The sequence below is a fragment of the Amycolatopsis pittospori genome (assembly GCF_013870525.1).
Lineage (GTDB): Bacteria > Actinomycetota > Actinomycetes > Mycobacteriales > Pseudonocardiaceae > Amycolatopsis > Amycolatopsis pittospori.
In genome coordinates, this window is the sequence record NZ_JACBXD010000018.1 from 1 (window position 1) to 26,308 (window position 26,308).

The 26,308-nt window shown below is 68.9% G+C and carries 25 protein-coding genes; 13 read left to right on the forward strand and 12 right to left on the reverse strand.

Going from position 1 to position 26,308, the window contains the following annotated elements; all coding sequences use genetic code 11:
- The 6 genes from H5J31_RS12805 to H5J31_RS12830 all read left to right on the forward strand — a co-directional run.
- On the forward strand, window positions 1-951 hold a 951-nt coding region (locus tag H5J31_RS12805; RefSeq protein WP_181772748.1), incomplete at its 5' end, for an ABC transporter substrate-binding protein.
- A gap of 2 nt (window positions 952-953) precedes the next feature.
- The gene (locus tag H5J31_RS12810) at window positions 954-2,429 is read left to right on the forward strand and encodes a sugar ABC transporter ATP-binding protein (protein ID WP_181772749.1); all 1,476 of its coding nucleotides are present in this window, start codon (window positions 954-956) and stop codon (window positions 2,427-2,429) included.
- Window positions 2,430-2,467: 38 nt separating this feature from the next.
- Window positions 2,468-3,424, forward strand: coding sequence for an ABC transporter permease (locus H5J31_RS12815; RefSeq protein ID WP_181772843.1), 957 nt, complete (start codon window positions 2,468-2,470; stop codon window positions 3,422-3,424).
- Window positions 3,421-4,413, forward strand: a complete 993-nt coding sequence (locus tag H5J31_RS12820; RefSeq protein WP_181772750.1) for an ABC transporter permease — start codon at window positions 3,421-3,423, stop codon at window positions 4,411-4,413. Before H5J31_RS12815 ends, H5J31_RS12820 begins: the two co-directional genes overlap by 4 nt.
- 9 nt (window positions 4,414-4,422) lie before the next feature.
- On the forward strand, window positions 4,423-7,146 hold the full coding sequence (locus H5J31_RS12825; RefSeq protein ID WP_181772751.1) for an AbfB domain-containing protein: 2,724 nt from the start codon (window positions 4,423-4,425) through the stop codon (window positions 7,144-7,146).
- A gap of 458 nt (window positions 7,147-7,604) precedes the next feature.
- Window positions 7,605-8,363 (forward strand): LysR family substrate-binding domain-containing protein, encoded by a 759-nt coding sequence (locus H5J31_RS12830; protein ID WP_181772752.1) that lies wholly within the window; start codon window positions 7,605-7,607, stop codon window positions 8,361-8,363.
- A gap of 209 nt (window positions 8,364-8,572) precedes the next feature.
- Here the strand turns inward: H5J31_RS12830 and H5J31_RS12835 are convergent, their stop codons facing one another.
- From H5J31_RS12835 to H5J31_RS12845, 3 genes are read right to left on the reverse strand one after another with little or no spacing between them, the layout of a single operon-like run.
- Window positions 8,573-8,926, reverse strand: coding sequence for a DUF5997 family protein (locus H5J31_RS12835; RefSeq protein WP_207897976.1), 354 nt, complete (start codon window positions 8,924-8,926; stop codon window positions 8,573-8,575).
- 50 nt (window positions 8,927-8,976) lie between these two features.
- A complete protein-coding gene (locus tag H5J31_RS12840; RefSeq protein WP_181772754.1) occupies window positions 8,977-10,002 on the reverse strand; it encodes a DUF1648 domain-containing protein in 1,026 nt (341 codons plus the stop codon).
- Window positions 9,999-10,400: a GntR family transcriptional regulator gene (locus tag H5J31_RS12845; RefSeq protein WP_181772755.1), complete on the reverse strand. Its 402-nt coding sequence runs from the start codon at window positions 10,398-10,400 to the stop codon at window positions 9,999-10,001. The genes H5J31_RS12840 and H5J31_RS12845 overlap by 4 nt, the downstream gene beginning before the upstream one ends.
- Window positions 10,401-10,470: 70 nt before the next feature.
- Here H5J31_RS12845 and H5J31_RS12850 point away from each other — a divergent pair, with 70 nt between their 5' ends.
- Window positions 10,471-10,830, forward strand: coding sequence for a hypothetical protein (locus H5J31_RS12850; RefSeq protein ID WP_181772756.1), 360 nt, complete (start codon window positions 10,471-10,473; stop codon window positions 10,828-10,830).
- On the opposite strand, the gene H5J31_RS12855 is transcribed toward H5J31_RS12850, so the two are convergent.
- On the reverse strand, window positions 10,827-11,321 hold the full coding sequence (locus H5J31_RS12855; protein WP_181772757.1) for a hypothetical protein: 495 nt from the start codon (window positions 11,319-11,321) through the stop codon (window positions 10,827-10,829). The two genes, H5J31_RS12850 and H5J31_RS12855, sit on opposite strands and share 4 nt — an antisense overlap.
- A gap of 218 nt (window positions 11,322-11,539) precedes the next feature.
- Here H5J31_RS12855 and H5J31_RS12860 point away from each other — a divergent pair, with 218 nt between their 5' ends.
- Complete coding sequence (locus H5J31_RS12860) at window positions 11,540-12,682, forward strand: serine hydrolase domain-containing protein (RefSeq protein ID WP_181772758.1); 1,143 nt, start codon at window positions 11,540-11,542, stop codon at window positions 12,680-12,682.
- Window positions 12,683-12,800: 118 nt separating this feature from the next.
- Here H5J31_RS12860 and H5J31_RS12865 read toward each other — a convergent pair whose 3' ends face one another.
- Window positions 12,801-13,544: an isocitrate lyase/PEP mutase family protein gene (locus H5J31_RS12865; protein WP_181772759.1), complete on the reverse strand. Its 744-nt coding sequence runs from the start codon at window positions 13,542-13,544 to the stop codon at window positions 12,801-12,803.
- Window positions 13,545-14,085: 541 nt separating this feature from the next.
- Between H5J31_RS12865 and fusA the strand changes: the two genes are divergently transcribed.
- Window positions 14,086-16,125: an elongation factor G gene (gene fusA / locus H5J31_RS12870; RefSeq protein ID WP_181772760.1), complete on the forward strand. Its 2,040-nt coding sequence runs from the start codon at window positions 14,086-14,088 to the stop codon at window positions 16,123-16,125.
- A 96-nt stretch (window positions 16,126-16,221) separates the two neighbouring features.
- Here fusA and H5J31_RS12875 read toward each other — a convergent pair whose 3' ends face one another.
- From H5J31_RS12875 to pdhA, 6 genes are all read right to left on the reverse strand, one after another.
- Window positions 16,222-16,986: a PE-PPE domain-containing protein gene (locus H5J31_RS12875; protein WP_328701466.1), complete on the reverse strand. Its 765-nt coding sequence runs from the start codon at window positions 16,984-16,986 to the stop codon at window positions 16,222-16,224.
- A gap of 106 nt (window positions 16,987-17,092) precedes the next feature.
- Entirely contained in the window at window positions 17,093-17,350 is a 258-nt protein-coding gene (locus tag H5J31_RS12880) for a VOC family protein (protein ID WP_207897971.1), read from the reverse strand.
- Window positions 17,277-18,665 carry an MFS transporter gene (locus H5J31_RS12885; protein ID WP_181772845.1) on the reverse strand — a complete coding sequence of 463 codons (1,389 nt, stop codon included), beginning with the start codon at window positions 18,663-18,665 and terminating at the stop codon, window positions 17,277-17,279. Before H5J31_RS12885 ends, H5J31_RS12880 begins: the two co-directional genes overlap by 74 nt.
- A gap of 198 nt (window positions 18,666-18,863) precedes the next feature.
- Entirely contained in the window at window positions 18,864-20,048 is a 1,185-nt protein-coding gene (locus tag H5J31_RS12890) for a dihydrolipoamide acetyltransferase family protein (protein ID WP_181772762.1), read from the reverse strand.
- Complete coding sequence (locus tag H5J31_RS12895) at window positions 20,041-21,039, reverse strand: alpha-ketoacid dehydrogenase subunit beta (RefSeq protein WP_181772763.1); 999 nt, start codon at window positions 21,037-21,039, stop codon at window positions 20,041-20,043. Before H5J31_RS12895 ends, H5J31_RS12890 begins: the two co-directional genes overlap by 8 nt.
- Window positions 21,039-22,136 carry a pyruvate dehydrogenase (acetyl-transferring) E1 component subunit alpha gene (gene pdhA, locus H5J31_RS12900; protein WP_181772764.1) on the reverse strand — a complete coding sequence of 366 codons (1,098 nt, stop codon included), beginning with the start codon at window positions 22,134-22,136 and terminating at the stop codon, window positions 21,039-21,041. Before pdhA ends, H5J31_RS12895 begins: the two co-directional genes overlap by 1 nt.
- Before the next feature lie 135 nt (window positions 22,137-22,271).
- On the opposite strand from pdhA, the gene H5J31_RS12905 reads away from it, so the two are divergent.
- The 4 genes from H5J31_RS12905 to H5J31_RS12920 all read left to right on the forward strand — a co-directional run bounded on the left by H5J31_RS12905 (window position 22,272) and on the right by H5J31_RS12920 (window position 25,170).
- On the forward strand, window positions 22,272-22,757 hold the full coding sequence (locus tag H5J31_RS12905) for an Lrp/AsnC family transcriptional regulator (protein ID WP_181772846.1): 486 nt from the start codon (window positions 22,272-22,274) through the stop codon (window positions 22,755-22,757).
- A gap of 364 nt (window positions 22,758-23,121) precedes the next feature.
- Window positions 23,122-24,036 (forward strand): lysyl endopeptidase, encoded by a 915-nt coding sequence (locus tag H5J31_RS12910; protein WP_181772765.1) that lies wholly within the window; start codon window positions 23,122-23,124, stop codon window positions 24,034-24,036.
- A 125-nt stretch (window positions 24,037-24,161) separates the two neighbouring features.
- On the forward strand, window positions 24,162-24,605 hold the full coding sequence (locus H5J31_RS12915) for a hypothetical protein (protein WP_181772766.1): 444 nt from the start codon (window positions 24,162-24,164) through the stop codon (window positions 24,603-24,605).
- Window positions 24,606-24,708: 103 nt separating this feature from the next.
- The gene (locus H5J31_RS12920) at window positions 24,709-25,170 is read left to right on the forward strand and encodes a hypothetical protein (protein ID WP_181772767.1); all 462 of its coding nucleotides are present in this window, start codon (window positions 24,709-24,711) and stop codon (window positions 25,168-25,170) included.
- Here H5J31_RS12920 and H5J31_RS12925 read toward each other — a convergent pair.
- A complete protein-coding gene (locus H5J31_RS12925; RefSeq protein ID WP_181772768.1) occupies window positions 25,127-26,302 on the reverse strand; it encodes an ROK family transcriptional regulator in 1,176 nt (391 codons plus the stop codon). The genes H5J31_RS12920 and H5J31_RS12925 overlap by 44 nt on opposite strands.
- Window positions 26,303-26,308: the final 6 nt, after the last annotated feature.

A 26,308-nucleotide genomic window follows, 5' to 3' on the forward strand; every position in this document is an offset into this window, starting at 1 on the left:
TCGGCGGCGCCGAACCAGGCCGCGGGGCCGGGCTGCGCCCGCGAGAAGACCGGCTACCCGCAGGTGGACGTGAAGAACGCGATCATCGGCTTCTCCCAGTCGGAGAAGGAGGCGAACCCGTTCCGGATCGCCGAGACCCAGTCCATCAAGGACGAAGCCACGAAACTCGGTATCCCGGCGGACAAGCTGCTGGTCACCAACGCACAGAGCGATCTCAACAAGCAGGTCAGCGACATCAAGTCGTTGCTGGACCGGGGCGCGCAGCTGCTCATCGTGGCGCCGCTGAACTCCGACGGCCTCCAGCCCGCCCTCGACGCGGCGAAGGCCAAGAAGGTCCCGGTCATCACGATCGACCGCAAGGTGACCTCGCAGCCGTGTGCCGATTACCTCACCTTCATCGGGTCGAACTTCGTCGAGCAGGGCAAGCGCGCGGCGCAGGAGATGGTGAAGGCGACCGGTGGCAGCGGCAAGGTCGCGATCCTGCTCGGCGCCTCGGGCAACAACGTGACCACGGACCGCACCAAGGGTTTCAAGGACGAGATCGCCGCGACCACGGGCATCCAGATCGTCGCCGAGCAGACCGGTGAGTTCGACCGCTCCAAGGGCCAGGCGGTGATGGAGCAGCTGATCCAGAGCAACCCCGAGATCACCGCCGTCTACGCGGAGAACGACGAGATGGGCATCGGCGCGGTCACCGCGCTGAAGGCCGCGGGCAAGGTACCGGGCAAGGACGTGAAGGTCGTGTCGATCGACGGCACCCGCAACGCCGTCCAGCTGATCGCCGACGGCAGCTACAACGCGGTGATCGAGTCCAACCCGCGCTTCGGTCCGCTCGCCTTCTCGACGCTGCAGGACTTCGCCGCCGGCAAGGAGATCCCGCCGACCGTGGTGATCTCCGACGACCAGTATGACTCGGCGAACGCCGCGCAGAAGCTCGGGAACGCGTACTGACGATGGAATCGGTTCTCGAGGTCGAAGGCGTGACGAAGACGTTCGCCGGGGTGCGCGCGCTCGACGACGTGTCGTTCGCGCTGCGACCGGGCGAGGTGCACGCGCTGGTGGGGGAGAACGGCGCCGGGAAGTCGACGCTGATCAAGGTGCTCACCGGCGTGCACCGGCCCGATTCCGGCACGATCCACGCGCGGGGCGCGATCTCCACGATCTACCAGGAGGTCAACCTCATCCCGCTGATGAGCGTGGCGAGCAACGTGTACCTCGGCCGCGAGCCGAGGACCCGGTTCGGCTTCGTCGACTGGGCGCGGATGAACTCCGACGCCGCGGCGTTGCTGGCGGACTACGGGATCGAAGCCGACGTCCGCCGTCCACTCGGGACACTCGGCGTCGGCGCCCAGCAGATGGTCGCGCTGGCCCGCGCGGTTTCGGTCGACGCCGACGTCGTGATCATGGACGAGCCGACGTCCTCTTTGGAACCGCGTGAGGTCGAGACGCTGTTCGAGGTCATCGGCAGGCTGCACGAACGCGGGATCGCGATCGTGTACGTCAGTCACCGGATGGACGAGCTGTACCGGATCTGCGACCGCGTGACGGTGCTGCGGGACGGCAAGCGGGTCCACACCGGACCGCTGGCCGACCTGCCGCGGCTGGAACTGGTGTCGATGATGCTCGGCCGCAGTGTCGGCGACATCCGATCCCACGGTGCGACGGCGTTCGAGGGAGACCACGAGGCGGGCCGGGAACCGGTGCTGCGCGCCGAGAACCTCACCAGCGGGAACCGGCTCGCCGACGTCTCGGTGTCGATCAAACCCGGCGAGATCGTCGGTCTGGCCGGGCTGCTCGGCTCCGGGCGGACCGAGACCGCGCGGGCGATCGTCGGCGATCTCCCGCTGTCCGGCGGGACCGTGCTCGTCGGCGGAAAGGCGGTCCCGCAAGGGAATGTGGCGGCCGCGATGCGCGCGGGCGTCAGCATGCTCGCCGAGGACCGCAAAACCGAAGGCATCATCCCGCATCTTTCGGTGCGGGAGAACATCGTGCTCGCCGCGTTGCCGAAGCTGTCGCGCTTCGGTCTGGTCAGCCGTGCCCGGCAGGACCGGATCGTCGAGACCTTCATCGAACGGCTGCGCATCAAGGTGTCCAGCCCCGATCAGAGGGTCGCCGAGCTTTCCGGCGGGAATCAGCAGAAGGTGCTGCTCGCCCGGTGGCTGTGCACGGAACCCAAGGTGCTGCTGCTCGACGAGCCGACGCGGGGCATCGACGTCGGCGCCAAGGCGGAGGTACAGGCGCTGATCGACGAACTCGCCCGTGACGGGCTGGCCGTCCTGCTGATCTCGTCGGAGATGGAGGAACTCCTCGACGGCGCGGACCGGCTCGTGGTGCTCAAGGACGGCGCGGTGGTCGGGGAACTGGCGGGGGAGAACCTGACCCAGGATCACGTGCTGGCCGCGATCGCTTCGGGCGGGAGCGGGGAATGACCAGCACCCAGCGGAGAACAGAGGAACCGGGAACCACCATGACGGACACGGCGAAGACGGTGGACCGGACCAGGGTGGCGCGGTGGCTGCAGGAGTACGGCGTGTACGTCGCCGTCGTCGCGCTGGTGTTGTTCAACATCGCGTTCACGGCGAACTTCCTGACCGTGGGGAACTTCCGCACCCAGCTCATCCAGGCGGCGCCGGTGCTGGTGGTCGCGCTCGGGATGGCGCTGGTGATCGGCACCGAGGGAGTCGACCTCTCGGTGGGTGCGGTGATGGCGTTGTCGGCCGCGCTCATCCCGCTCTACCTGGGAGCCGGGACGCTGCCCGCGGTCGCCATCGCCCTCGCGGCGGGCCTGGCGGCAGGAGCGCTCAACGGCGTTCTCGTGGCGAAAATCGGCATTCAACCGATCGTCGCCACCCTCGCGTTACTCGTCGGCGGGCGCGGTCTCGCACTCGTGCTCGCCGACAGCCAGCTCGTCCAGCTGCACGACGAGACGTTCCTGGCGCTCGGCACCGGCGAGGTGCTGGGGATCCCGGTGAGCGTGCTCATCGCGGCCGTCCTGGCCGTGCTGATGGCGGCGCTGGTCGGGAAGACGGCGTTCGGCAGGCGGCTGGTCGCGATCGGCGGCAATCGCCGGGCGAGCGTGCTGGCCGGATTGCCGGTCACCCGCGTCCTCATCGGCGTCTACGCGATCTGCGGGCTGCTCGCCGCACTCGCCGGGGTGCTTTCGACCGCTCGCCTCGGCGCCGGCGACCCCGCGGACGCGGGACTGCTGATGGAACTGTCCGCGATCACCGCGGTCGTGGTCGGCGGGACCCCGCTGACCGGCGGGCGCGTCCGCATCCTCGGCACGGTGATGGGCGTCCTGCTCATGCAGCTGGTGCGCGCCACGCTGATCAAGCACAACCTGCCGGATTCGACCGCGCAGATGATCCAGGCCGCGATCATCGTCGGCGCGGTGTACGTCGCACGGGAACGGAGCAGCCGATGACCGCGGCGCCCACCTTGGCCGGGCAGGACTCCACCCGGCGCGAGCTGATGACCGGAGTGCTGCAGAAACAGGGCGCGGCGATCGCGCTGGTGCTCATGGTCGCGGTGGCGTGGCTGTTGTTCCCGCGCTTCGGCAGCCTCGACAACCTGCGTGACATCGCGTTGCAGAGCTCGTTCCTCGCGATCATCGCACTCGGGATGACGTTCGTGATCATCACCGGCGGCATCGATCTCTCGGTGGGGTCGGTCTACGCGCTCGGCGGTGTCCTCGCGGCCTACGGGTCGCAATGGGGTTTCCTCGTCGCGCTGCTGCTCCCGCTGGCGGTGTGCGGGCTGATCGGGCTGATCAACGGCCTTCTCGTGGCGAAGACCGGGATGGCGCCGTTCATCGTCACGCTGGCGACACTGCTGTTCGCGCGAGGTCTGCTCCTGGCGATCACCAGCGAGGGCGCGACGACGTACAAGATCCCCGAGGGCGAGGCGTTCGTCGAACTCGGACGCGGCACGATGTTCGGCTTCGGCTATCCGGTGTTCATCGCGGCGGCCCTCTGCCTGATCGGCGGGCTGCTGCTGCGGCGGACCCGGTTCGGGCAGTCGGTGTTCGCGACCGGCGGTTCGGAGCAGTCCGCGAAGCTGATGGGACTGCCGGTGGCGCGCACCAAGGTCACCGTCTACGTCATGAGCGGTGTCCTGTCCGGGCTCGCGGGTGCGCTCACCGCGGCCTACCTGCAATCCGGTGTCACGGTGATCGGTGTCGGCCTCGAATTGGACGCCATCTCCGTCGTCGTCATCGGAGGCACCCTGCTGACCGGCGGGATGGGCACGATTCTCGGAACGGTCATCGGCGTGGGCATCCGAACGGTCATCCAGAACGTCATCAACCAGATAGGAACTCTCGACAGCAACTACCAGTCGGTGGTCAGCGGCGCGTTCCTGCTGGTGGTCGTTGTTCTGCAGCGGTCGCTGGCCCGTACGACCACCCGGAGATAGGGAGATCGCATGCACCGAAGAACCGCACGCGTCCTGAGCGTCGTGGCCGGTCTGCTGGCCGCCGCGACGACACTCGTCCCCGTCGCCCAAGCCGCGCCCGTTCCGCTCCCGACCCCGTGGACGGACCAGGTCTCGCCGTCGAACGCGCTGCCCGAGTACCCGCGCCCGCAACTGGTGCGCTCGGAATGGCTGAACCTCAACGGCACCTGGGGATTCACCGGCGCGCCGAACCTGAACTCGCCACCGATCGGCAGACCGCTGAGCGAGAACGTCCTCGTGCCCTACCCGATCGAGTCGATGCTTTCGGGGGTGAAACGGCACGAGGACAACATGTTCTACCGCCGGACCTTCACCGTCCCGTCCACTTGGGACGGACGCCGGGTCAAGCTCAACTTCGGCGCCGTCACCTGGGAGACCCGGGTCTGGGTCAACGGGACGTCCATCGGGAGCCATACCGGCGGTTTCGACGCCTTCTCGTTCGACATCACCCCGGCGCTGAAGGCAGGGGAGAACGAGATCGTCGTCGGCGTCGCATCGCCTGTCGACGGCAGCCGGTATCCGGTCGGGAAGCAGCGCAAGGTACCCGAGGGCATCTTCTACACGGCGGCGTCCGGGATCTGGCAGACCGTCTGGCTCGAACCCGTCCGGGCCGAGCACATCACGCGGCTCGACACCACACCCGACGTCCCCGGTGGCGCGCTCGACCTCGTCGTCCAGGGCACGGCCGGGCAACAGGCCACCGCCGAGGTCCTTTCCGGCGGTCAGGTGGTCGGTACCGCGACCGGTGCCGTGGGCTCGCATCTGCGCGTGCCGGTCCCGAACGCGCGGCTGTGGTCTCCGGACGACCCGTTCCTCTACGACCTGCGGGTGCGGCTGCCCGGAGGCGACGTCGTCACCGGGTACTTCGGCATGCGCTCGCTGGGCAAGGCGATGGTCGGTGGCGTGATGAGGCCGCTGCTCAACGGGAAGTTCGTCTTCCAGCTGGGCACGCTGGATCAGGGTTACTGGCCGGACGGCATCTACACCGCGCCCACCGACGAGGCCCTGCGGTTCGACCTGGAACGCCAGAAGGCGCTGGGCTTCAACATGGTCCGCAAGCACATCAAGGTCGAGCCGGCGCGGTGGTTCTACCACGCCGACCGGCTCGGGCTGATGGTGTGGCAGGACATGCCCGCGCTGAACTCGGTCGACGAGGTCCCCAATGGACACGCGAACTTCGAGTCCGAACTGCGACGGATGATCGACCAGCACAAGGGGATCACGTCGATCGTGCAGTGGGTCCCGTTCAACGAGGGCTGGGGCGAGTACGAGGCCGGGCGCATCGTCGACCTGGTCCGCTCGATCGACAACACGCGGCTGATCAACCACAACTCCGGTTCCAACTGCTGTGTGTCCGATCCGGACCCGGGCAACGGTGACGTGATCGACGACCACGCCTACCAGGTTTCGACCGGGACGCGGCCACCGGATGCCCGCCGGGTCGCGGTGCTGGGCGAGTACGGCGGCCTCGGCAGACAGGTCGTCGGGCACGAATGGGAACCGGGCGAGGGATTCGCGTACGGCGCGCTGTACCCGGACGAGACGTCGCTGACCAACCGGTACGTCGAGATCACCAAGCAGGTCGGGCGGTTCGTGCACGGGCGTGGTCTCTCCGCGTCGGTCTACACCGAGCCGTACGACGTGGAGAACGAGGTCAACGGCTTCTACACCTACGACCGTCGCGTGCTGAAGATGACCGAGGCGCGGGTGCGCGAGATCAACCAGCGGGTGCTCGCCATGGCCAAGGGCACCGAGGTCGGCAAGGGCGAACTGGTGTCGCTGCGGGTCACCACGGCCGGGTACACCGACCGGTACCTGCGGCATCAGGACTCCTTCGTCCGCACCGACGTCCTCGGCGAAGGCAGTGCGGACGTCGCCAAACTGGACGCGACGTTCTGGGCCCGGCAGGGGCTCGCGGACGCGTCGTGCCTGTCGTTCGAGTCGAGGAACTACCCCGGGCAGTTCCTGCGGCACGCGTCGTCGCGCATCCGCAAGGACGCGAACGACGGCTCGGCCCAGTTCGCGGGCGACGCGACCTTCTGCGCGCGGGAAGGCGCCGGGGGCACGGCACTGGAGTCGTTCAACCAGCGGGGCGCCTACATCCGCCACTACGCCGAGACCGTCTATCTCGCACGCAGTGGCGGAACGAACCCGTGGGACACCGCGGCCGGCTTCGCGGCGGACACCACGTGGGCGGCTTCGGGTCCGCTGTGGCGCAGTGGCGCCGACCTGCCGCTGAACCAGGCGCGGTCGTTCAAGGTGACCACGCCCGGCTTCACCGACCGCTACCTGCGGCACCGTGACGGCCTCGCCCGGACCGACGTCGTGAACGCGTCGAGCCCGGCGTTGCTGAAGGCGGACGCCACGTTCGTCGTCCGGCGTGGGCTGGCGGATCCGTCGTGCTACTCGCTGGAGGCACGGAACTATCCGGGCAATTTCCTGCGGCACGCGGACTTCCGGGTGCGCCTCGGCGGAGTCGAGAACACCGACCTGTTCCGGAAGGACGCGACGTTCTGCGCCCAGCCCGGATCCGGCGGGGTACGGCTGGCGTCGGTGAACGAACTGGGCACGAACATGCGGCACTACCAAGAGGAGGTGTTCGTCGCCGCGAGCGGCGGCGGCCACCCCTTCGACAATCCGGTGTCGTACGACCAGGACGTGAGCTGGGCGGTCTCGGGGGCTTGGACTCCGTAACCGGCTCGTGAGTGGTAAGGATGGTTAGGGCCAACCGTGTCTTAGGTACCTACGGTCGGGCGGGTTGGCGTGGCCGGACGGACGTCACCGAGTGTCGTCCGTCTGATCACGGGCGTCGTCCGTCCGATCACATGTGCCGTCCACCCAGTCACGCGAAAGCACCGACCCGGCCCGGCTGGTCGTGAGTGGTGAAGGCGGTGAGAGCCAACCCGGGTCTTGGGTACCCACTGGGTTCTGGCTGCGGCGGGTCGTAGGTCCGGTCCGTGAAGGCCTCCTTCCCTACCCTGAAAGTAGGCAAGGAGGCCTTCACGGACTTCTGGGTCGTCAACGTGCACCAGCAGCGCGGGTGGCCAGGGCGCCGCGCCGTAGTCGGTCAAGGGGCTCGTGAGTGGTAAGGATGGTTAGAACCGTCCTTACCACTCACGAGGAGTCACGCCACGCCCGGTAACCTTGCCCCCATGACCGGCCCGGACGTACCTCTCTCCTTCAAGCTCGCGTACGTCCCCGGCGTGACGCCCTCGAAGTGGGTGCGGATCTGGAACGAGCGTTCGCCCGGCGTCCCGCTCGAACTCGGCCAGACGACCGCCGCCGAGGCCGCAGCGCTGGTGCGGGACCGCGAGGTGGACGCCGTCCTGCTGAGGCTTCCGATCGACCGCGAGGGCCTGCACGCGATCCCGCTGTACACCGAGACGACCGTGGTCGTCGTGCCCAAGGACCATCTGGTCGCCGCGGCCGACGAGGTCTCGGCCGACGACATCGCCGACGAAGTGGTGCTGCATCCGCTCGACGACACGCTCGACTGGACGCTGCCACCGGGGAAACCCGCGCTCGAGCGGCCCGCCACCACGGCGGACGCCATCGAACTGGTCGCCGCCGGTGTCGGACTGCTCGTCGTCCCGCAGTCCTTGGCGCGACTGCACCACCGGCGTGACCTGACCTACCGGCCGATCTCCGGCGTTCCGGAGTCCGGTGTCGCGCTGTCCTGGCCGGAGGACGAGACCACCGATCTGATGGAACAGTTCATCGGGATCGTCCGGGGCCGGACCGTCAACAGCACGCGCGGGCGGCAGCAGGCCCCGGAAAAGCAGGCGAAAGAGAAGCAGGCCAAGGACAAGAAGCCCAAACGCCCCGAGTCCGGTGGCCGAAAGCCACCGGCGGGCGGCCGGGCAGGTCAGCGAGGCGCCCCCAAACGAGGGAAACCCCGCCGCCGGGGCTAGGTGCCGTCCGCCTGATCACGCGTGCCGTCCGCCTGATCACGCGTGCCGTCCATCTGAACACGAGTGTCGTCCCTTGGCGACCATCGGACCGACGAGACCTAGGACCGCTCCGAACCGGTAAGCCGTGATCAGACGGACGCCTCACGTGATCAGACGGACGCCTCACGTGATCAGATGGACGGCATGCGTGATCAGACGGACGGCACGGGCTAGTCGGTGTCGGTGCGAGCGGCCTTGACGCGAGCCTCTTCCTTACGGACCTCGGCCTGGGTCTCGCGCTCCCGCTGCAGCCAGTCGGGGTTGTCGGTCTTGACCGCGTCGATCTGCTCGGTGGTGAGGGCGTCGGTGATCCCGCCACGCGCCAGCCCGCTGATGGAGATGCCCAGTTTCGCCGCGATGACCGGGCGCGGGTGCGGCCCGTTGCGGCGCAGGTCGCGAAGCCACTCGGGCGGCTCGGTCTGCAGCGCGTTCAGCTCGTCGCGGGAGACGACACCCTCCTGGAACTCCGCCGGGGTGGCTTCGAGGTACACACCCAGCTTCTTCGCCGCTGTCGCGGGCTTCATCGTTTGAGGGGTCTTCTGCGACGTCATTGCCTCAGGGTAACGCCCTGTGATCAGGCGCCCTTGGCGGGCAGCGTGACGACGCCGAGCCCGGTCAGCACCCCGGCGACGGCGACCGCGGCGACGACCACCCACGCGATCGGATGCCCGAGGTTGAGCGTCCAGTAGGTGCCGACCCGCCGGTGCACCAGTAGCGCCGGGTCGTTCCGGTTCAGGTAGACCATCCCGGCCGCGTACCAGTAGCGGTCGTCGTCACGTTGTTCGTACCGGGTTTCGGGGCCTTCGCTCGACGGTGACAGCCGATGTCCGGCGTCACCGTTCCGGACGGCGAAGACGGTCCATGCGAGGAACGCGGTGACGAGTGGGAGGTAGCCGACGATCGTGATCGGCACCGTCGTCTCGAAGACGCCCCAGAGCTGCAGCGAAACGATCAGCAGGGTCGCGTTGACACAGCCGGCGGAGATCAGCAGGAGGCTGACCACGCCGTGCAGATATTCCCGATACCGCCGGGCCGACGAGGCGGGCCTCGCGGCGTCGATCTCGGGACGGGCCCGAGGGATCGCGACTGCCAGAAGTCCGAGCATCAAGACGACCAGGACCTGGGCGAAGACCGTCGAAAAGCTCTCGAATTCCCCGAACAGGCCGACGATCGCGGTGACCGCCGCCAGCACCATCGCGGGTACCAGAAGAATCCACTGTGGACGGACCGGATCGGAACGCAGCGAAGTGTCCGCGACGACCGCTTGCCGCGTTCCGGCGTACCAGTCGCCGTCCCGTCTCGCCGCGACGATCGACCGGTGCGCCAGGCTCCCGAGCAGCGAATAGACCACCACGAGCGCGACCAGGACGACGTCGTGTGTCGTCCAGCCGAAGAGGACGGCCGCGCAGGCGATGAGGGCGGTCGTCACGACACCGCGGTCGTAGCGGCGGCGCACCAGGGCGATGACGGGTTCGCCGACCCGGCCCGCCGGAATCCGGACGCCGAACGGGAGCGTCGGTCTGGCCAGCGCGGGCGCGGAGCAGAACACGGCGGCGATGAAGCCGACGAGCGCGAGCTGCAGCCAGACCGGAGCGCTCACGGTCGCGTTCCGCTCTTCACCGCGAACGAGCCGAGCACCGTCTCGCAGCGGCCGGTCACCTCGCGTGGTTCCAGGCCGAGCACGACGGCTTCGGCGAGCAGCGTGCGCAGTCGCTCCTGCCACTCGTCCGCGTAGCCGTCCTCGGCGGGGCCGGAGGTCGTGTCCCGCCGGACGACGGCACCGGTCTTGCGGTTGATCCGGATGAATCCCTGGTTCCGAAGCAGGTCGTAGGCCTTGTTGACGGTGTGGAAGTTGATCCCGAGATCGGCGCCGAGATGCCTGGTGGAGGGCAGGGCGCTGCCTTCGGCCAGCGCCCCGTCCGCGATCGCTTCGACGATCCGATCGCGGATCTGCTGGTAGATCGGCACCTCGCTGTCGAGGTCGAGTGTCAGCAACACGCCTCAAGGATATCTGCTATACATTTGCTATAACAACTACATCAGCTAGAAGACGGGGAAGGTGGTCGTGATGGCGAGGCTGGACATGGTCGGTGGCGAGGTCCGGGTGAGGTTCTCGGCGTGGGAGCGACTGGCCGTATGGCGTGAGGACGTCGTCGTGCCGCCTGCGGCGATCCGGGCCGTCGAGTACGTCGAATCGCCGGTCGGGCGAGCGCGTGGCGGCCGGGCCGGGGTGCTGGTCAGCGGTGTGCTGAAGGTGGGTTTCTGGGGGCTGGGGACTGGGGTCCGTCAACTGGTGTCGGTTCGCAGGGGAGTCCCGGCGGTCCGTGTCGAGGTCGATCGAGCCGCCTCGGGGCTGCACTTCGACGAGTTGCTGATCAGTACGCCGAACGCGGTCGAGGTCGCCGACGCGCTGGCCGTCCGCGTCTAGAGATAGTCGAAGAACCGGTCCCACCACGACGGTGGCCGGTCCGGCGGGTAGAGGGCGTCGAAACCGCTGATCCCGGTGTACTTCGTCCACAGCGGATGTTCGGAGACGGGCAGGTAGCCGAGTGCTTCCAGCTCGTCTTCGACCCGTCTTCGGTCCTGCGGCCGGAAGAGCTCGCGTTCCTCGTCTTCGTCGTAGCTGCCCGGGTTTCCCAGTGTCACCGCGACAAGGCCGCCGAAATTGCTGACCGTGACGGTCAGATGGGCCGGCCCCGCGGTCGCGCTCGCCGGGATCTCGATCCTGCCGAGGTGGCTGGCGTCCTGGACGTGGCGGTCGACCCGGCACGAACAGCCGAACCGTTGTTCCAGCCGGACGGCCAGCCGCTCGAACCGCGCCCTCGCGGCAGGTCCGTCGAAGTCGTGCGGGGTCTCCCAGTGACCCGGTTCGTCGAGTTCCCGCAGCATGGCCCAGGTCTGCTGTTCGTCGAGGGGCATCGTCGCCTCCCGGCCTCGGTGGTCTAGTCCACTTATCGAATTGACCTTAACCATCCGGATCCCGCTCGGACAATGGTGGGACGAATGTTGGCCAGAAGAATTTTCCCGAGGGCCGGGTAGCGCCTGCGCTACCCGGGATCCGGCAGACAGCCCTGCTGATCTTCGAGCCCGATTCCACCATCGTCGTAGGTGTTGATCCGGTCGACGAAGGAGTGCGAATGACGAGCAAGACACGCAGGGGCGTCGTGGTCCTCACCGTGGCGGGGCTGCTGGGCGCCGCGTGGACCACCACGGCGGACGCGGCGCCATCGCGGGGATCCGAGCTGCAGAAGGGGCTCGACTCGTTGGTGAGTCAGGAAAAGTTCCCGGCCGCGCTGGCGTCGGTGACCGGCAGGGGACGGACGACGTCGCTGGTGGCGGGGTCGTCGCGCATCGATCGCCAGGTCCCCGTCCCGCGTGACGGCACCGTCCGGGCCGGCAGCAACACGAAGACGTTCACCGCGGTCGTGGTGCTGCAACTGGTGGCCGAGGGCAAGGTGGAACTGGACGCCCCGATCGAGAGGTACCTGCCCGGCATCGTGCGAGGTGAGGGCATCGACGCCACCAAGATCACCGTCCGGCACCTGCTGCAGCACACCAGCGGGCTGCCGAACTACAGCGAATACCTCGGACTGCAGGATTTCGAGAAGGTGCAGCACCGGTACGTCCCGAACCACGAACTACTCGCCGCGGCGCTGAGCCACCCGGCGAAGTTCGCCCCCGGCACCAAATGGGAGTACAACAACACCGGCTACCTGCTGGCGGGCATGATGATCGAGAAGGTGACCGGACGCCCGATCCACGAGCAGATCACCGACCGCGTGATCAAGAAGGCCGGTCTGCGGAACACCTACTGGCCGCAGGTGGGCGATCAGACCATCCAGGGACGGCATCCGCAGGGATACGCGATCGGGAACGCCGCCACCGGCAAGGTGATCGACGCGACCGAAATGGACCCGTCCTGGGGAGGCGCCGCCGGTCAGCTGATCTCGACGCCCAGCGACCTGGGGAAGGTCTTCCGCGTCCTGCTCGACGGCAAGCTGGTGCCCGCCGCGCAGCTCGCCGAAATGCGGAAGACCGTCGACGCGCCCTTGTTCCCGGGGACGAAATACGGTCTCGGGCTGATGAGCAATCCGCTCAGCTGCGGCGGGGTGTACTGGGGACACGGTGGGGACATCCACGGATTCGAAACGCGCGGCGGGGCAACGGAAGACGGTCGCGCCGTCGGGCTCGCGGTGACCGCGATGCCGGGAACGTTCGGCGATGCCGAGCGCGGCGCCAAGGCCGTCATGGCCACTGTGGACACCGCCTTCTGCAAGTGACCTGAAAGGACAGTGCTCGGCTCGTATGGGCCACCCGCGGAAGTACATGCAGGCCCCCTTCCTTGCGTCTAGCGCAAGGAAGGAGGCCGCCATGTACTTGGCAGGGGGCCCGTACGGGCTACAGCTTCTCGATGGCGGTCTTGAACTCGGCCAGCGCGGCCCGATAGAAGCGGGGACCGTACGAGACCCTGGCCACGCCGATTTCCCGGAGCGTGGCCAGATCCAGTTCGTCACCGGTGTTCCCGTTGACCGGGCACCCGAGTTCCGTGACCAGCGCGGCGAGATCGTCCCGGCGCCGTACGCCGATCGGGTAGACGCAGTCCGCCCCGGCGTCCCGGTAGAGCCGTCCGCGCCGGATCGTTTCGGCGAGCCGGTCCTGTTCGGCGACGCCGCGGTCACCGAGGAAGGTGTCGACGCGGGCGTTGATCACGATCGGGACGCCCGCGTCCGTCGCCGCGGCCCGGATGTCGGCGAGCCGCTGGGCGTGCTGGTCCGCGTCCACCAGCCCGCCTGCGCGGTGATCGGTGTCCTCCAGGTTGCAGCCGACGGCGCCGGTCTCCAGCAGCTGGCTCACGAATTCCCCCGGAGCCAGGCCGTAGCCGGCCTCCGCGTCCACGGTGACCGGCACCGAAACCGCGTGGGCGACCCGGCCGGCCGCCGCGAACATCTCCTGCCACGGCGCGCGTTCGCCGTCGGGGAAGCCGAGCATGGCCGAGACCGCGGCGCTGGCGGTGGCGATCGCCGGATAGCCCGCCTCCGCCACGACCTGGGCGCTCGCCGCGTCCCAGACGTTCGGCAGGACCAGCAGGTCTCCGCTGTGCAGGCCGCGGAGCGTTTCGGCTCGCGCCTTGAGGTCGGTCATCGGTCTCCTCCTCGATCGGTACCGGACAGGGCGGGTGCCCGCGGTGCTCCGGCCGGTCGTCTGCCGGGCATGCCCAGTGCGTCCAGCATGCCGGTGAACGCGACAACGGCGGCCATCGCCGCGGTGAAGCCGTCACTGACCAGCCGGCAGCGAGTTGTCGAGACGTCGGCCCCTTCTTCGCGTGGTCTCCACGAATGGAGGGACACCGTCGCCGCCGGAAACCGTCGGTCACCCGAACTCGCGGAAAACCGCTTTCCGGCGTGTTCCTCCACTGGCTACACTCGCCGCGCATCGAGCCGTACGAAGAAGGGACAGGACAGTGCGTCATCGCTACGCCGTCGTCGTCCCCTCGGCTCGGTACGAGGTGATCCTGGTGTCTCCGGGTACCCGGTGCGCGCCGCGCGGCTCGCACCGGAACCCGTGACGAACGCCTGACCCTTCGCGCGCCTTTTCCGTTGTCCACAGCGGAAGGGCGCCTGCTCGCGTTCGCCGGAATCGCGCCGTCCGAGTTTCCGGAGATCATCCTCGAAAGGACCGTGCCATGCGCGCCGTCCCGCTGTCCGCCGTCCGCAATCTGGGCATCCTCGCCCACGTCGACGCGGGTAAGACCACCCTCACCGAACGGATCCTGTACGTCACCGGCACCACTTACAAACGAGGTGAGGTCCACGACGGCACGACCGTGACCGACTTCGATTCCCAGGAGCGCGACCGTGGCATCACCATTTTCGCCGCCGCGGTCAGCTGTTCGTGGGACGGCCACCGCGTCAACCTGATCGACACCCCCGGCCATGTCGACTTCGCCGACGAGGTCGAGCGGTCGCTGCGCGTCCTCGACGGCGCGATCGCGGTGTTCGACGGCGTCGCCGGGGTCGAACCGCAGAGCGAATCGGTATGGCGGCAGGCCGACCGGCACGGCGTGCCGCGGATCGCGTTCGTGAACAAACTCGACCGCGCGGGCGCCGATCTGGACGCGGCCGTCGAGTCCATCCGGAACCGGCTGCATCCGCGAACACTGGTCGTCCAGCTGCCGATCGGGGCGGAAGACGGCTTCGTCGGTGTCGTCGACCTGCTCCGGATGCGGGCGCTGGTCTGGGCCGACGGTGCCGAAACGGCCGTCGCAGGGCCGATTCCGGAGTCCCTTGTGGACGAAGCGAACCGGCGCCGACGGCTGCTCGAAGAGGCCGTGGCGGAACTCCATCCGGCCGCGCTGGAGGAGTTCTGCGAGTCGTCGACGGTTTCGGCGGAGACGCTGCGCTCGGCGCTGCGCGAGTTGACCCGGACCGGGGACGGCCTCGTGGTGCTGTGCGGTTCGGCCTACCGCAACCGCGGTGTCGAGCCGCTGCTGGAGGCCGTGGTGGCCTACTTGCCCTCGCCGTCGGACGTTCCGCCGGTGCGTGGTGAGTACGAAGGAACGGAACAGGAACGACCCGCCGATCCGTCGGCACCGTTCTCGGCGCTGGTGTTCAAGGTGACCGCGACCGCCACCGGGCGGCTGACCTACCTGCGGGTCTATTCGGGCACGATCAGGACTTCGGAGGCGGTGGTGGACGTGGATACCGGTCGTACCGAACGCGTCGGCCGCATCCTGCGGGTCCAGGCGGACCGGCATACGCGGGTGGACAGCGCGGTGGCGGGCGACATCGCCGCGGTGGTCGGGCTGAAGTCGGCCCGTGCCGGCACGACGCTGTGCACCCCGTCGGCCCCGCTCCTGCTCGAACCGCCGGTCGCCGCGGATCCGGTCGTTTCGGTCGCCGTGGAAGCCCGCACGGGCACGGACGCCGAACGGCTGATGTCGGCGCTGACGCGGCTGGTCGAGGAGGATCCTTCGCTGGTGATCCGGACCGATCGCGAAACCGGTCAGACCCTGCTTTCGGGGATGGGCGAGCTGCATCTGGAGGTGGCGGTGGAGAAGATCCGCCGCGATCACGGGCTGGACGTCGGTGTCGGGCGGCCTCGGGTCGCTTACCGGGAGACGGTCGCCCGCGGGGTGTCCGGCTTCGTCTACCGGCATGTCAAACAGGACGGCGGCGCCGGGCAGTTCGCTCACGTCGTCGTCGACACGGAACCACTGGAGGAGGGAGAGTTCGAGTTCCGGTCCACTGTGGTCGGTGGCCGGGTTCCGCAGGAGTACGTCCGCGCTGTCGAAGCGGGTTGTCGTGACGCGCTGGCCGAAGGGCCTCTCGGCGGACATCCGGTGACCGGCGTGCGGGTGACGCTGACCGACGGTGTCACCCATTCGAAGGACTCGTCGGATATGGCGTTCCGCACGGCCGGCCGGTTCGCGCTCCGTGAGGCGTTGCGTGCCGGTGCGATGACGCTGCTGGAGCCGGTCGTCGAGGTCACGGTCACCGTGCCCGAAAGCGCCATCGGCGTGGTGCTCGGCGACCTCGCCGCCCGGCGGGGACGGGTGCTGGGCTCGACGATGCGGGCGGGCACGACGGTGGTCTCCGCGACCGTGCCGCTGGCCGAACTGTTCGGCTACGCGACCCGGCTGCGCAGCCGGACGCAGGGCCGGGGCACGTTCACCGCCCGGCCGACCGGCTACGCGCCGGCACCGGAGGTGCGGGCTGTCGGGTAGTACGACGATGGCCCGCCCACGAAACCGTGGGCGGGCCATTGCTCCGACCGCTGTCACCCGGTTATCGGGCGCCGGACGACAATGGCCTTCAGCCGGTCACGCCGGGTGCGGCGGACGGCAGTTCTGCCGCGGCAGTGCGTGCGAACCGTTGGTGTACACGCCGTCCGCGATCGTGTCCTCCATGATCGAGCGGTTGTCCGCCGGACGCGCCCACTGGTAGCAGAGGTGCTGCGCGAAATACCCGCCCGGAGCTTCGAAGGTGTCGAAGTGACAGACGCCGTCGGTCTCGATGCAGTAGCGGATGAACGGGATGCCACCGAAATCGGTGCGGCCCGGACCGAACGAGACGTAGCCGCCGAACGGCGACGGCGCCCCGGTGCCCGGCGGGAGCACCGCGCTGATCCCGCGTCCCGGAGGACCGACGGGCTGCATCGGGTCCGCGAAGATCTTCGCGGAGAACCGGGACTTGTCCACGCCCAGGTTCCCGTCGGCGATGTCGTTCAGCACCCGGTTCGCGACCAGCGCGCCCTGGGAATAGCCGACGACGGTGAACTCCGCGCCCGGATTCTCGGCGAAAGAGCTCTGCACCACGCGACGGGCTTCTTCGTGCCCGCGTGCGACGCTCTGGTCCATCGGCGTCTGGTCGCAGTTCGGCAGCCCCGCGGCACCGGCCGGGTAGTGGACCACCTTCCGGATCCCGCCCCGCAACCAGGCGTCGTTGTACACGGTCGCGGCGCCGTCGCAGGTGCCGCCGATGAGGATGTAGTAGCGCGCCTGGTCGGCTTGGGCCGCCGGCGCGACGGCGCCGATCAGCCCGGTGGCCAGTGCGGCCGCCAGCAGAACCCCCCTGAGTTTCTTCACATTCTCGTCCCTTCCATTCGACTACGGTGCGTGTCGGAACGTTAGGGATGCGTCATGAAATTTTGATGAAACCCGCCGTGGGGGCCAACGCGCTGGGCCGAACGCCTCAGTTGTGGGAGAGCACGTTCACCACGTGGCCGTCGGGGTCGCGGACGAAGAACCGCCGCACACCCCACGCTTCGTCGGTCAGGTCGTGCACGATCTCCGCGCCGGACGCCTTCGCCTCCGCGTACGCCGCGTCGACGTCGTCGACCTGGATCGAAGCCACCGGCACTACGGGACCGGTCTCGTCATGCGTCATCAGGCTCAGCTGTACGCCGGGCCGGGCCGGATCCGCCAGCGTCACGATCCAGCCGTGATCCATCACCACCTCGAAGCCGAGCACCCGCTCGTAGAAGGCTTTCGCCTGCTCCAGCGACTTGCTTTCCAGATTCGGAACCACCCGCTTGATCGCCATGCGCCGATCCTGGCACAGGGGTCCGACGGTTCCAGGGCAGCAGCAGCGGCGTCGCCAGGAGGAGCAAGCCGGCGATCCCCACCGCGGCACGCGGTCCGGTGAAGGCGGCGAGCAGTCCCCACAGCGCCGTCAGGCAGGCCGTGGTGAGTTTTCCGGCGATCGACCAGGCCGAAAGCGTGCGCGCCGCGCGGTCGAGGGACACCTGTTCGAGCCTGCTGGTGGCGAGCACCGGGTTGAACACGCCGATGCAGGTGATCAGGGCGAATTCGACGACCACGACCAGCACGATCCCCGACACCCCGGGGTGGATGAAGACCAGCCCGACCGGCCAGCAGACGCGCACCGTACCGGCCACGAGCAGGACGCGGTCCCGGCCGTATCCGGCGACGATCGACCGGGACAGCCGCGACCCGAGCAGCCCGCCGAGGCAGGGGATGGCGAACGCGAGCGCGTACTCCCACGGGGCGAACCCGAGTTGGCCGAGCATCAGGACGGCGAACAGCGGCGCGGTGGCCATGATCAGGCCGTTGACCACGAGCGTGTTGAAGAACAAAGGGCGCAGCAACGGATGGGTGAGAATGAAACGCCACCCTTCACGCAGGTCCCGGCCGCTCAGCCGAGGACCTTCCGGCCGCTCGGGCCGGGGCTCGGAACCGCCGATGGCCCGGATCCCGGCCGCGGAGAGCAGGTAGCTGACCGCGTCGGCGGCGATCGTCGTCACCGGTCCGAAGAGGCCGACGGCGAAGCCGCCGAGCGGCGGCCCGAGCACGGTCGCGGTCCAGGTCGTGGACTCGAACCTGGCGTTCGCGACGAGCAGGTCTTCCTTTGGCAGCAGCGTTTTCAGGAAGGCGCCACTCGCGGCGAGGAACGTGATGTCCGCCGCGGCGACGATCACCGACACGACGAGAAGCTGGCCGAAGCCGAGCCATCCCAGCGCGTACGCCACCGGGATGGTGAGCAGCGCCGCGCAGCGGACCAGGTCCATCGCGATCATCACCGGCCGTTTGCGGCGGAACTCCACCCACGGCCCGAGCGGCAGCGCGACCACGGCACCGACCACGAGACCGGTCGCCGCCAGCAGCGAGACCTCGGTCGTCCCGGCACCCAGCACGACGATCGCGATCAGGCTGAACGCGTCGAACGCGAACCTCGTCCCGAAGGCGCTCGCCGCGTACGCCGCCCAAAGCCATCCGAATCGTCGCCCCAGCGACCGCCCGCCCACCGCGAGATCAAAGCAAGCCGCCGCCCCGAAGTCGAACAACGGGTCGTTGCCGGTCCACAACCACGCGTTGTATGTCCGGTTACCGGTCTCGGCGCCGTGACTCGCGTACTCGGGCCCGTGACTCGCGTGCCTGGACCCCGCACTCGGGTGTGCGGCATCCGAGCACGCGAGATCCGTCTCTGCGCACGGGAGATCCGGTTACAGGTCGCCGAGCGCGGTGACCGGCGATTCGACGCAGTCGGCGACGAACCGCAGGAAGCCGCCCGCGGTGCCGCCGTCGCACACCCGATGGTCGAACGCCAGCGTCAGCTCGCAGATCTTCCGGGGGACGAGCGCACCGTCGACCACCCAGGCGCGGTCGATGATCCGGCCGATGCCGAGGATCGCCGCCTCCGGGTGGTTGATGATGGCGGCGGAACCGTCCACCCCGAACACGCCGTAGTTGTTCACCGTGAACGTGCCGCCCGCGGGGCCCGGTTTGCCTTCCCGTGCCTGGGTGGCCCGTTCGCCGATCGCCGCCGAAAGCTCCCTTGTGGACAGTGAGCCCGCGTCGCGGACGACCGGCACGACGAGCCCTCGGTCGGTCTGAGCGGCGAACCCGAGGTTGATGTCGCGCAGCTGGACGATCTCGTCGCCTTCGACCCGCGAGTTCAGTTCGGGGAACTTCTTCAGACCCGCGACGGCGAACCGGGCGATCAGGCCGAGAAGACTTACCGGGCGATCCGGTGCGGAAGCGTTGAGAGACTTGCGGGCGGCGACGAGTCCGGTCGCGTCGACGTCGACCCACACCGTGGCTTCGGGGATCTGGCGCCGCGAGGTCGTCAGCTTGTCGGCGACGGCTTTGCGGAGCCCGGTCAGCGGGATCCGCGTCTCGCCCTCGCGCGGCTCGGGAACGGTGAGCGCCGCTTCGACGTCGGCACGCCGGATCAGGCCGCCGGGGCCGCTCCCGGCCAGCTTCGAGAGGTCGATCCTGTTGTCGGCGGCCATCTTGCGCACGAACGGCGAGATCACGCCCGGTGCTTTCGGCGGCTTCCCGGGAGCGGTGACGACGGTGCGCGTCCGGCGACGGCGTGTCGTGGCCGTGGTCCCGTAGCCGATGAGGACGTTGCCGCTGCCCTCACTCGCCGTCGTCACGCCGGGTTCGGCGAAGCCGGGGCCGATGGTGAGCAGGGGAGCGCCGACCGGCAGCGACTGGCCGGGTTCGCCGTGAAGACGGGTGACGACGCCGGCGAACGGCACGGGTACCTCGACCGCGGCTTTCGCGGTCTCGACCTCGACGACGGGCTGATCGACGCCGACGGTGTCGCCTTCCGCGACGAGCCAGTTGACGATCGAGGCCTCGGTCAGTCCTTCGCCGAGGTCCGGGAGCAGGAAGTCAGGCACCGGCCACCACCGGTTCGTCGTTCCACTGCAGCCGGGCGATGGTGTCCAGGATCCGGTCGACGTCCGGAAGCTGATGGCGCTCCAGTTTCGGCGGCGGGTAAGGGATGTCGAGTCCGGTGACGCGCAGAACGGGCGCGTGCAGCTGGTGGAAGCACTGCTCGGTGACCCGCGCGACCACTTCGGCGCCGTAACCGCCGAACCCGGCGGCCTCGTGGACGACGACCGCGCGTCCGGTGCGGCGCACCGAGGCGGTGACGGTCTCGTCGTCGAACGGGTTCAGCGAACGGAGGTCGACCACCTCGACGTCCCAGCCCTCGGCGGTCGCGGCTTCGGCGGTCTCCATCGCCGTCGCGAGCATCGGGCCGTAGGCGATCAGTGTGACGTCCTTGCCTTCGCGGCGTACGACCGCGCGATCCATGGCGGCGCCGTCGCGGGTGAACGAGACGGACTCCTTGGACCAGTAGCGGCACTTGGGTTCGAGGAAGATGACCGGATCCGGCGAGTCGATCGAGTCGCGCAGCAGGTCATAGGCGTCCTGCGGGGTGCCGGGCGTGACGACGCGCAGGCCGGGCGTGTGGGTGTAGTACGCCTCGCTCGAATCGCAGTGGTGCTCGACGCCGCCGATCCCGCCGGCGTAGGGAATGCGGATGACCATCGGCAGCGAAAGCGCGCCGCGAGTGCGGTTGCGCAGTTTCGCGACATGCGAGGTGATCTGCTCGAAAGCGGGGTAGGCGAAGGCGTCGAACTGCATTTCGACCACCGGCCGGAAGCCGCCCATCGCCATCCCGACCGCGAAGCCGACGATGCCGGACTCGGCCAGGGGAGTGTCGAAGCACCGCTCCTCGCCGAAGTCGGCGGTGATGCCGTCGGTCACCCGGAAGACGCCACCGAGCGGGCCGACGTCCTCACCGAAGATCAGTACGCGGTCGTCGTCCTTGACGGCGTCGCGCAGGGCGGCGTTGAGCGCCTGGGCCATCGAGATCTCGGTCATCAGGCCTCCAGTGCTTCGAGTTCGGCGGCGACCTGGGCGCGCTGGGCGGCCAGATGGCGGGTCGGCTCGGCGTAGACGTGCTCGAACAGGGAGAGCGGGTCAGGCTCGACGTCGGCGTTGAGGGTGTCGCGCACTCCGGCCGCGAAGGACTCGGCTTCGGCGCGGAACCGCTCGATGTCCTGTTCGGACACCAGGTTCCGGCTCGTGAGGTAGGTCTCGAGACGCCGGACCGGGTCGGCCGCGCGCCACTTCTCGACCTCGGCGGCGTCGCGGTAGCGGGTGGCGTCGTCGGCGTTGGTGTGCGCGTCGATCCGGTAGGTGTGGGCCTCGACCAGCACCGGCCCGAGTCCGGCGCGGGCATGCGCGACGGCGTCGTCCAGGACCGACAGCACGGCGACCGCGTCGTTGCCGTCGACCTGCTCCGACTGGACGCCGTAACCGACGCCCTTGTACGCCAGCGCGGGCGCGGCGCTCTGCTTCTCGAACGGCACCGAGATCGCGAAACCGTTGTTCTGCACGAAAAAGACGGCGGGCGCCTTGAAGACGGCCGCGAAGTTGAGTGCCTCGTGGAAGTCACCCTCGCTCGTGGCGCCGTCGCCGATGAGCGCGAACGCGACGGCCTCTTCGCCGCGGCGCCGCATCGCGTGCGCGAGCCCGGCTGCGTGGAGGGTCTGCGTGGCCAGCGGCGTGCACTGGGGAGCGACGCGGGTCTTGGCGGGGTCGTACCCGCAGTGCGCGTCGCCGCGGAGCAGCGTCAGGATCTCGCCCGGTTCGAGGCCGCGGGCGACCAGCGCGACCGAGTCGCGGTAGGTGGGGAAGAGCCAGTCGGCGTCGGTGAGGGCGAGCGCGCTCGCGACCTGGCAGGCCTCCTGACCGGCGCTCGACGGGTAGACCGCGAGACGGCCCTGTTTGGTCAGCGCGGTCGCCTGGACGTCGAACCGGCGTCCGAGCACCATCAGCCGGTAGGCCTCGACGAGACGTTCCGCGGGCGGCTCGGTGTAACCGCCGTGCTCGTCGACGCGCGTGCCGTCCTCGGCGAGGAACCGCACCGGCACCGGGGACGGCAGCAACGCGTCGGCAGGTGTCTCCCGCGACATGGCGCAACACCACCTTTCACAGACATATGATGCTGAGATGGTGGTTTCCGGAGTCCGTGTGTTCAAGAGGCAGGCGAAATGAGCGACAAACGGTCTTCGGGATCGGTTCAGCAGCGCCAGACGTCCACAAGTGGCGTGGCTCACGGACCGGATCCGGGACGAACGGTCCTTGCTCTCGACGACATCGACCGCGCCATCCTCGCCGAGCTTTCCGCCGACGGCAGGCTCGCCGTCCGCGCACTGGCCGAACGGCTGCACATCTCGCGCACGAACGCTTACGCCCGACTGGAACGGCTGATGTCCGAAGGCGTCATCACCGGCTTCGGCGCTCGGATCGATCCGCGGCGAGCAGGACTGGGGACCAGCGCGTACATCCTGATCACCGTCGAGCAGACGTCATGGCGCACGATGTCCGCCGAACTGCGGGAGATCCCGTACGTCGAACACGTGTCACTCGTCGGCGGCGACTTCGACATCCTGCTGCTGGTGCGGACGCCCGACAACGCGTCGCTGAGCGACGTCGTCCTGGAACGCCTGCAAGCCCTGGACGGCGTGCGCTCCACGCGGACCTGGCTGATCTTCGAGGAGCAGGCCGGCGCGGCTTCCGGTGCCCGCGTTTAGTCCCCTACTTGCGATGCTGCCAGGTCGGGACCGTGGTCCGTGAAGGCCTCCTTCCCTACCCTGACAGTAGGGAAGGAGGCCTTCACGGACCGGGACCACACCTCGGTGACCCCAGTCGCTCCACCGGTTACAACGACGGCGCGTGGCCTTGCTCGTTACTGGGAAGGCGTGAAGATCCGCGACCCAGCCACCGCAGGTACCTGGAGCGCTCTCGGCTCTGATCCGAATCGCCACTCGCGACCGCCCCGGGCGACTGGTGGCGTGAGCTGAATGGTCTATTCCATCGGACAGATCGGTGAACAAACCTGGCTGTGGCGTTGGAAAATCTCATACCCTCCCAGTCGGACCGAAGGGAGCTGACCTGATGCGGTGGACCTGGGTGCGTGCGATGGTGGCCGTCGTGGTCGCCACGACGAGTGTCGCGATCGTCCCGATGAGTCAAGCGACCGCCGTCGAAGCTCCAGCGGCCGGGCGGTCCGCGATCTACGGCGGGGGACCGTTCTATCAGGACGGACAGGCGGTCATGGACGTCCTGCGCTCTTCCGGGTTCACCACGGTCATCTTGTGGAGCATCCACGTCCACGACAACGGCGACCTCTATTACAACGACCACCTCGTGGTGTCGGGCGGCCAGTACGTCGGCGACGCCGGATGGCCGGCCCGGCTCCGGACGCTGAAACAGGCTCCGACGTCGGTCGACCGCATCGAGGTCTCGGTGGGCGCCTGGGGCACGCCGGACTGGGAAGCCATCGACAACCTGATCACGCGCGACGGCACCGGCAGCGGGACCATCCTGTACCGCAACTTCCTGGCGTTGAAAAACGCCACCGGAGCGGACGCGATCAACAACGACGACGAGTCGCATTACGACGTCGACTCCACCGTCACCTTCGCGCGGATGGCGAACGCCATGGGGTATCGCAACTTCACGCTCGCGCCGTACACGGCCGTCTCGTACTGGCAGGGCGTGAAGAACGGGCTCGGCGGCCTGGTCGACCGTGTGTACCTCCAGGCGTACGCGGGTGGAAGCGGCAACAACCCGGCGACGTGGTCGCAGTCGCTCGGCATGCCGGTCGATCCTGGCCTGTGGAGCAAGAACGGCTCCGGCTGCTCGTCGGGCGACTCGCCTTCGCAGGTGGAGAGCCGCATGCGGTCGTGGAAGTCGTCCGCGGGCATCCCTGGCGGGTTCATGTGGCTCTACGACGACATCAAGAAGTGTTCGGCGCAGGGCACGGCCGCCGACTACGCCCGGGCGATCAACACCGCCACCACGAGCTGACCAGCCGCGCCGGAACGTCCCGGACGACGCGTACGCCCTCCCTGTAGGCGTCGTCCGGGACGTTTGTAACGCCTTCCGCGGTCGCGCCGAATACAGGCGGGTTCGATGGCCGAGGCGGAGGAAACGTGGCGCGTGTTCTGCTCCTGATCTCGGCTGCCGTCGTGTTCTTCTTCGGGGCGATGGGCTGCGCGGCGCCGGAGACGCCCGCGCGTCCGACGGTCACGGTGACGGCGAGTGCGCAGCCGGCGTCGACCGTCCCCGGTAGTGCGCGGGCGACCACGACGGTCGTCGCCACCTCGACCTCCGTGGCGCCGACGACGACAAAGGCGCCGGTCACGACCAAGTCCAAGGACGAGCGGACCCTGGCCGAACAGAGAAAGGCGGCCTGCCGCAAAGATGAGAACCAGTGCTACGAACCGGGGACGAACACGAAGTGCTCGACAGGTGGCTGCGTCGACGCGGCGCGCGGAATGACTCAGCGGGACGTCGAAACGGAGCGCGACAGATGGCTGCGAGAGCATCCGGGGTGGTGCGCCGCCGGCGAGACGGGCGCGGTGGCTCCCTGTTGACGGGGCAAGCCCATTCGGGTGATAACGGTTCGGCATTCGATGTATCTGACGTGCCACCCATTGACACCTCCCTGCGATCGCGGCGACCGGGTGGAGGAGTGCGGTGACGGTGGAGGGCGCGGGTCAGGACTACCTGACGCGACAGGTCGGGGCGTTGCTCGAAGCGATTCGCGAGGAGGGGCCGGTCGGTGAAGGCAGACGGAGTTTCCGCCTGGCCGGGCATCTCGCCGCGGAGGGCGGTTTCCATCTCGGCGACATCATGGCGGCGACGGCGCAGTTGCTCGCGGTGCACGCCTGGAACAACGGTTATCTCGGAGCGGCCGAGCTGCTGACCCGCCGCATGCGGGACTTCGGCGCGGAGTCGGTCGAGTTGGTGCGTTATCTCGTGCGGCTGGAGACGGGCTGTGAGCAGGGCTGGCTCCCGCACGCAGATCGCGACGAACTGATCGCCTACGCCCGGCGCGTCCAGCGTGCGGACATCGAGGAGCGTGCGCAGGCGATCGAGCCGTCGTTGCCCGGGGTCACCGACCCCGAGCGTCCGGATCGGATGGCCAGTGAGTCGTGAGATAGTGCTCGGGATCCGCGAGGACGCCTCGGATCACCGATCCGGCGGCGCCGCGCACCGCGGCACCGGTGCCGAGCGGCGAACGCACGATCCGCACGGGCGACCACGCCGTGCTGGGCACGCGGCGTTCCAGCTCGACGAGGAGCGGCTCACGCAGCCAGGGTTCGAGCCGGGCGTAGGTTCCGCCCAGCACCACGGCGGGGACGTCCATCAGATTGACCACAGTGGACAGTCCGACGCCTAGGTGACCCGCCGCGGTGGCGACCGCGGTCAACGCCGCGTCCGTTCCCGATTCCAACGCGGCCACCAGATCGTCCACCGTCTCCGCGCCGGAAACCCGCAGGATCTCCTCCTGGCCCGCCATTCGTTCGAGGCAGCCGTTCGCGCCGCACGAACACGGCGGGCCGTCCGGTGCCACGGGCAGATGGCCGATCTCGCCGCCCGCGCCGCGGACGCCTTCGAACAGGGCCCGGTCGAGCACGATCCCCGCGCCGATCCCGATTTCCCCGGATACGTGGACGAAGTCGGGTAACGCGCTGCCGTGCCAGAGCTCGGCGAGCGCGGCGAAATTGGCTTCGTTGCCGACGGTGAACTCTTCGCCGAGGCGGTCCGCCAGGTCGACGTCGCGCCAGCCCAGGTTGGGCGCGAGTCGCACGAGGCCGGACTCGACCAGGCCCGGAACCGCGATCCCGACCCCGCAGACGGACACGCCCAGCGCCTCCGCCTCCTGACGGGCTTTGCGCAGGAACGCCGATACACGCTGGAAAACACGTGGGGTCCGGTTGTCGGCGTACCGGACTTCCTCGGCACGGACGGCGCCGGTCAGGTCGACCAGGCAGGACGCCAGGTAGTCCACGCCGATCTCGATGCCGAGTCCGTGCGGGCCGGTGGGGGAGAGCGACACGACGGTGCCGCGGCGTCCCGGGCCGACGCGTTGTTCCGGTTCGCCTTCGGCCACCAGGTCCGCGGCGATCAGTCTATCGACCACGCTCGACACGGTGGCTTTCGTGAGCCCGGTCGTGGCGGAAAGTCCCGCGCGTGAGGTCCCTGGGCCGTCCGCGATCGCGCCCAGGACGAGGGCGGCGTTGTGCTGTCGCACGGTGTGCTGTCCCGCCGGACGCGTGCCGATCATCGCGCG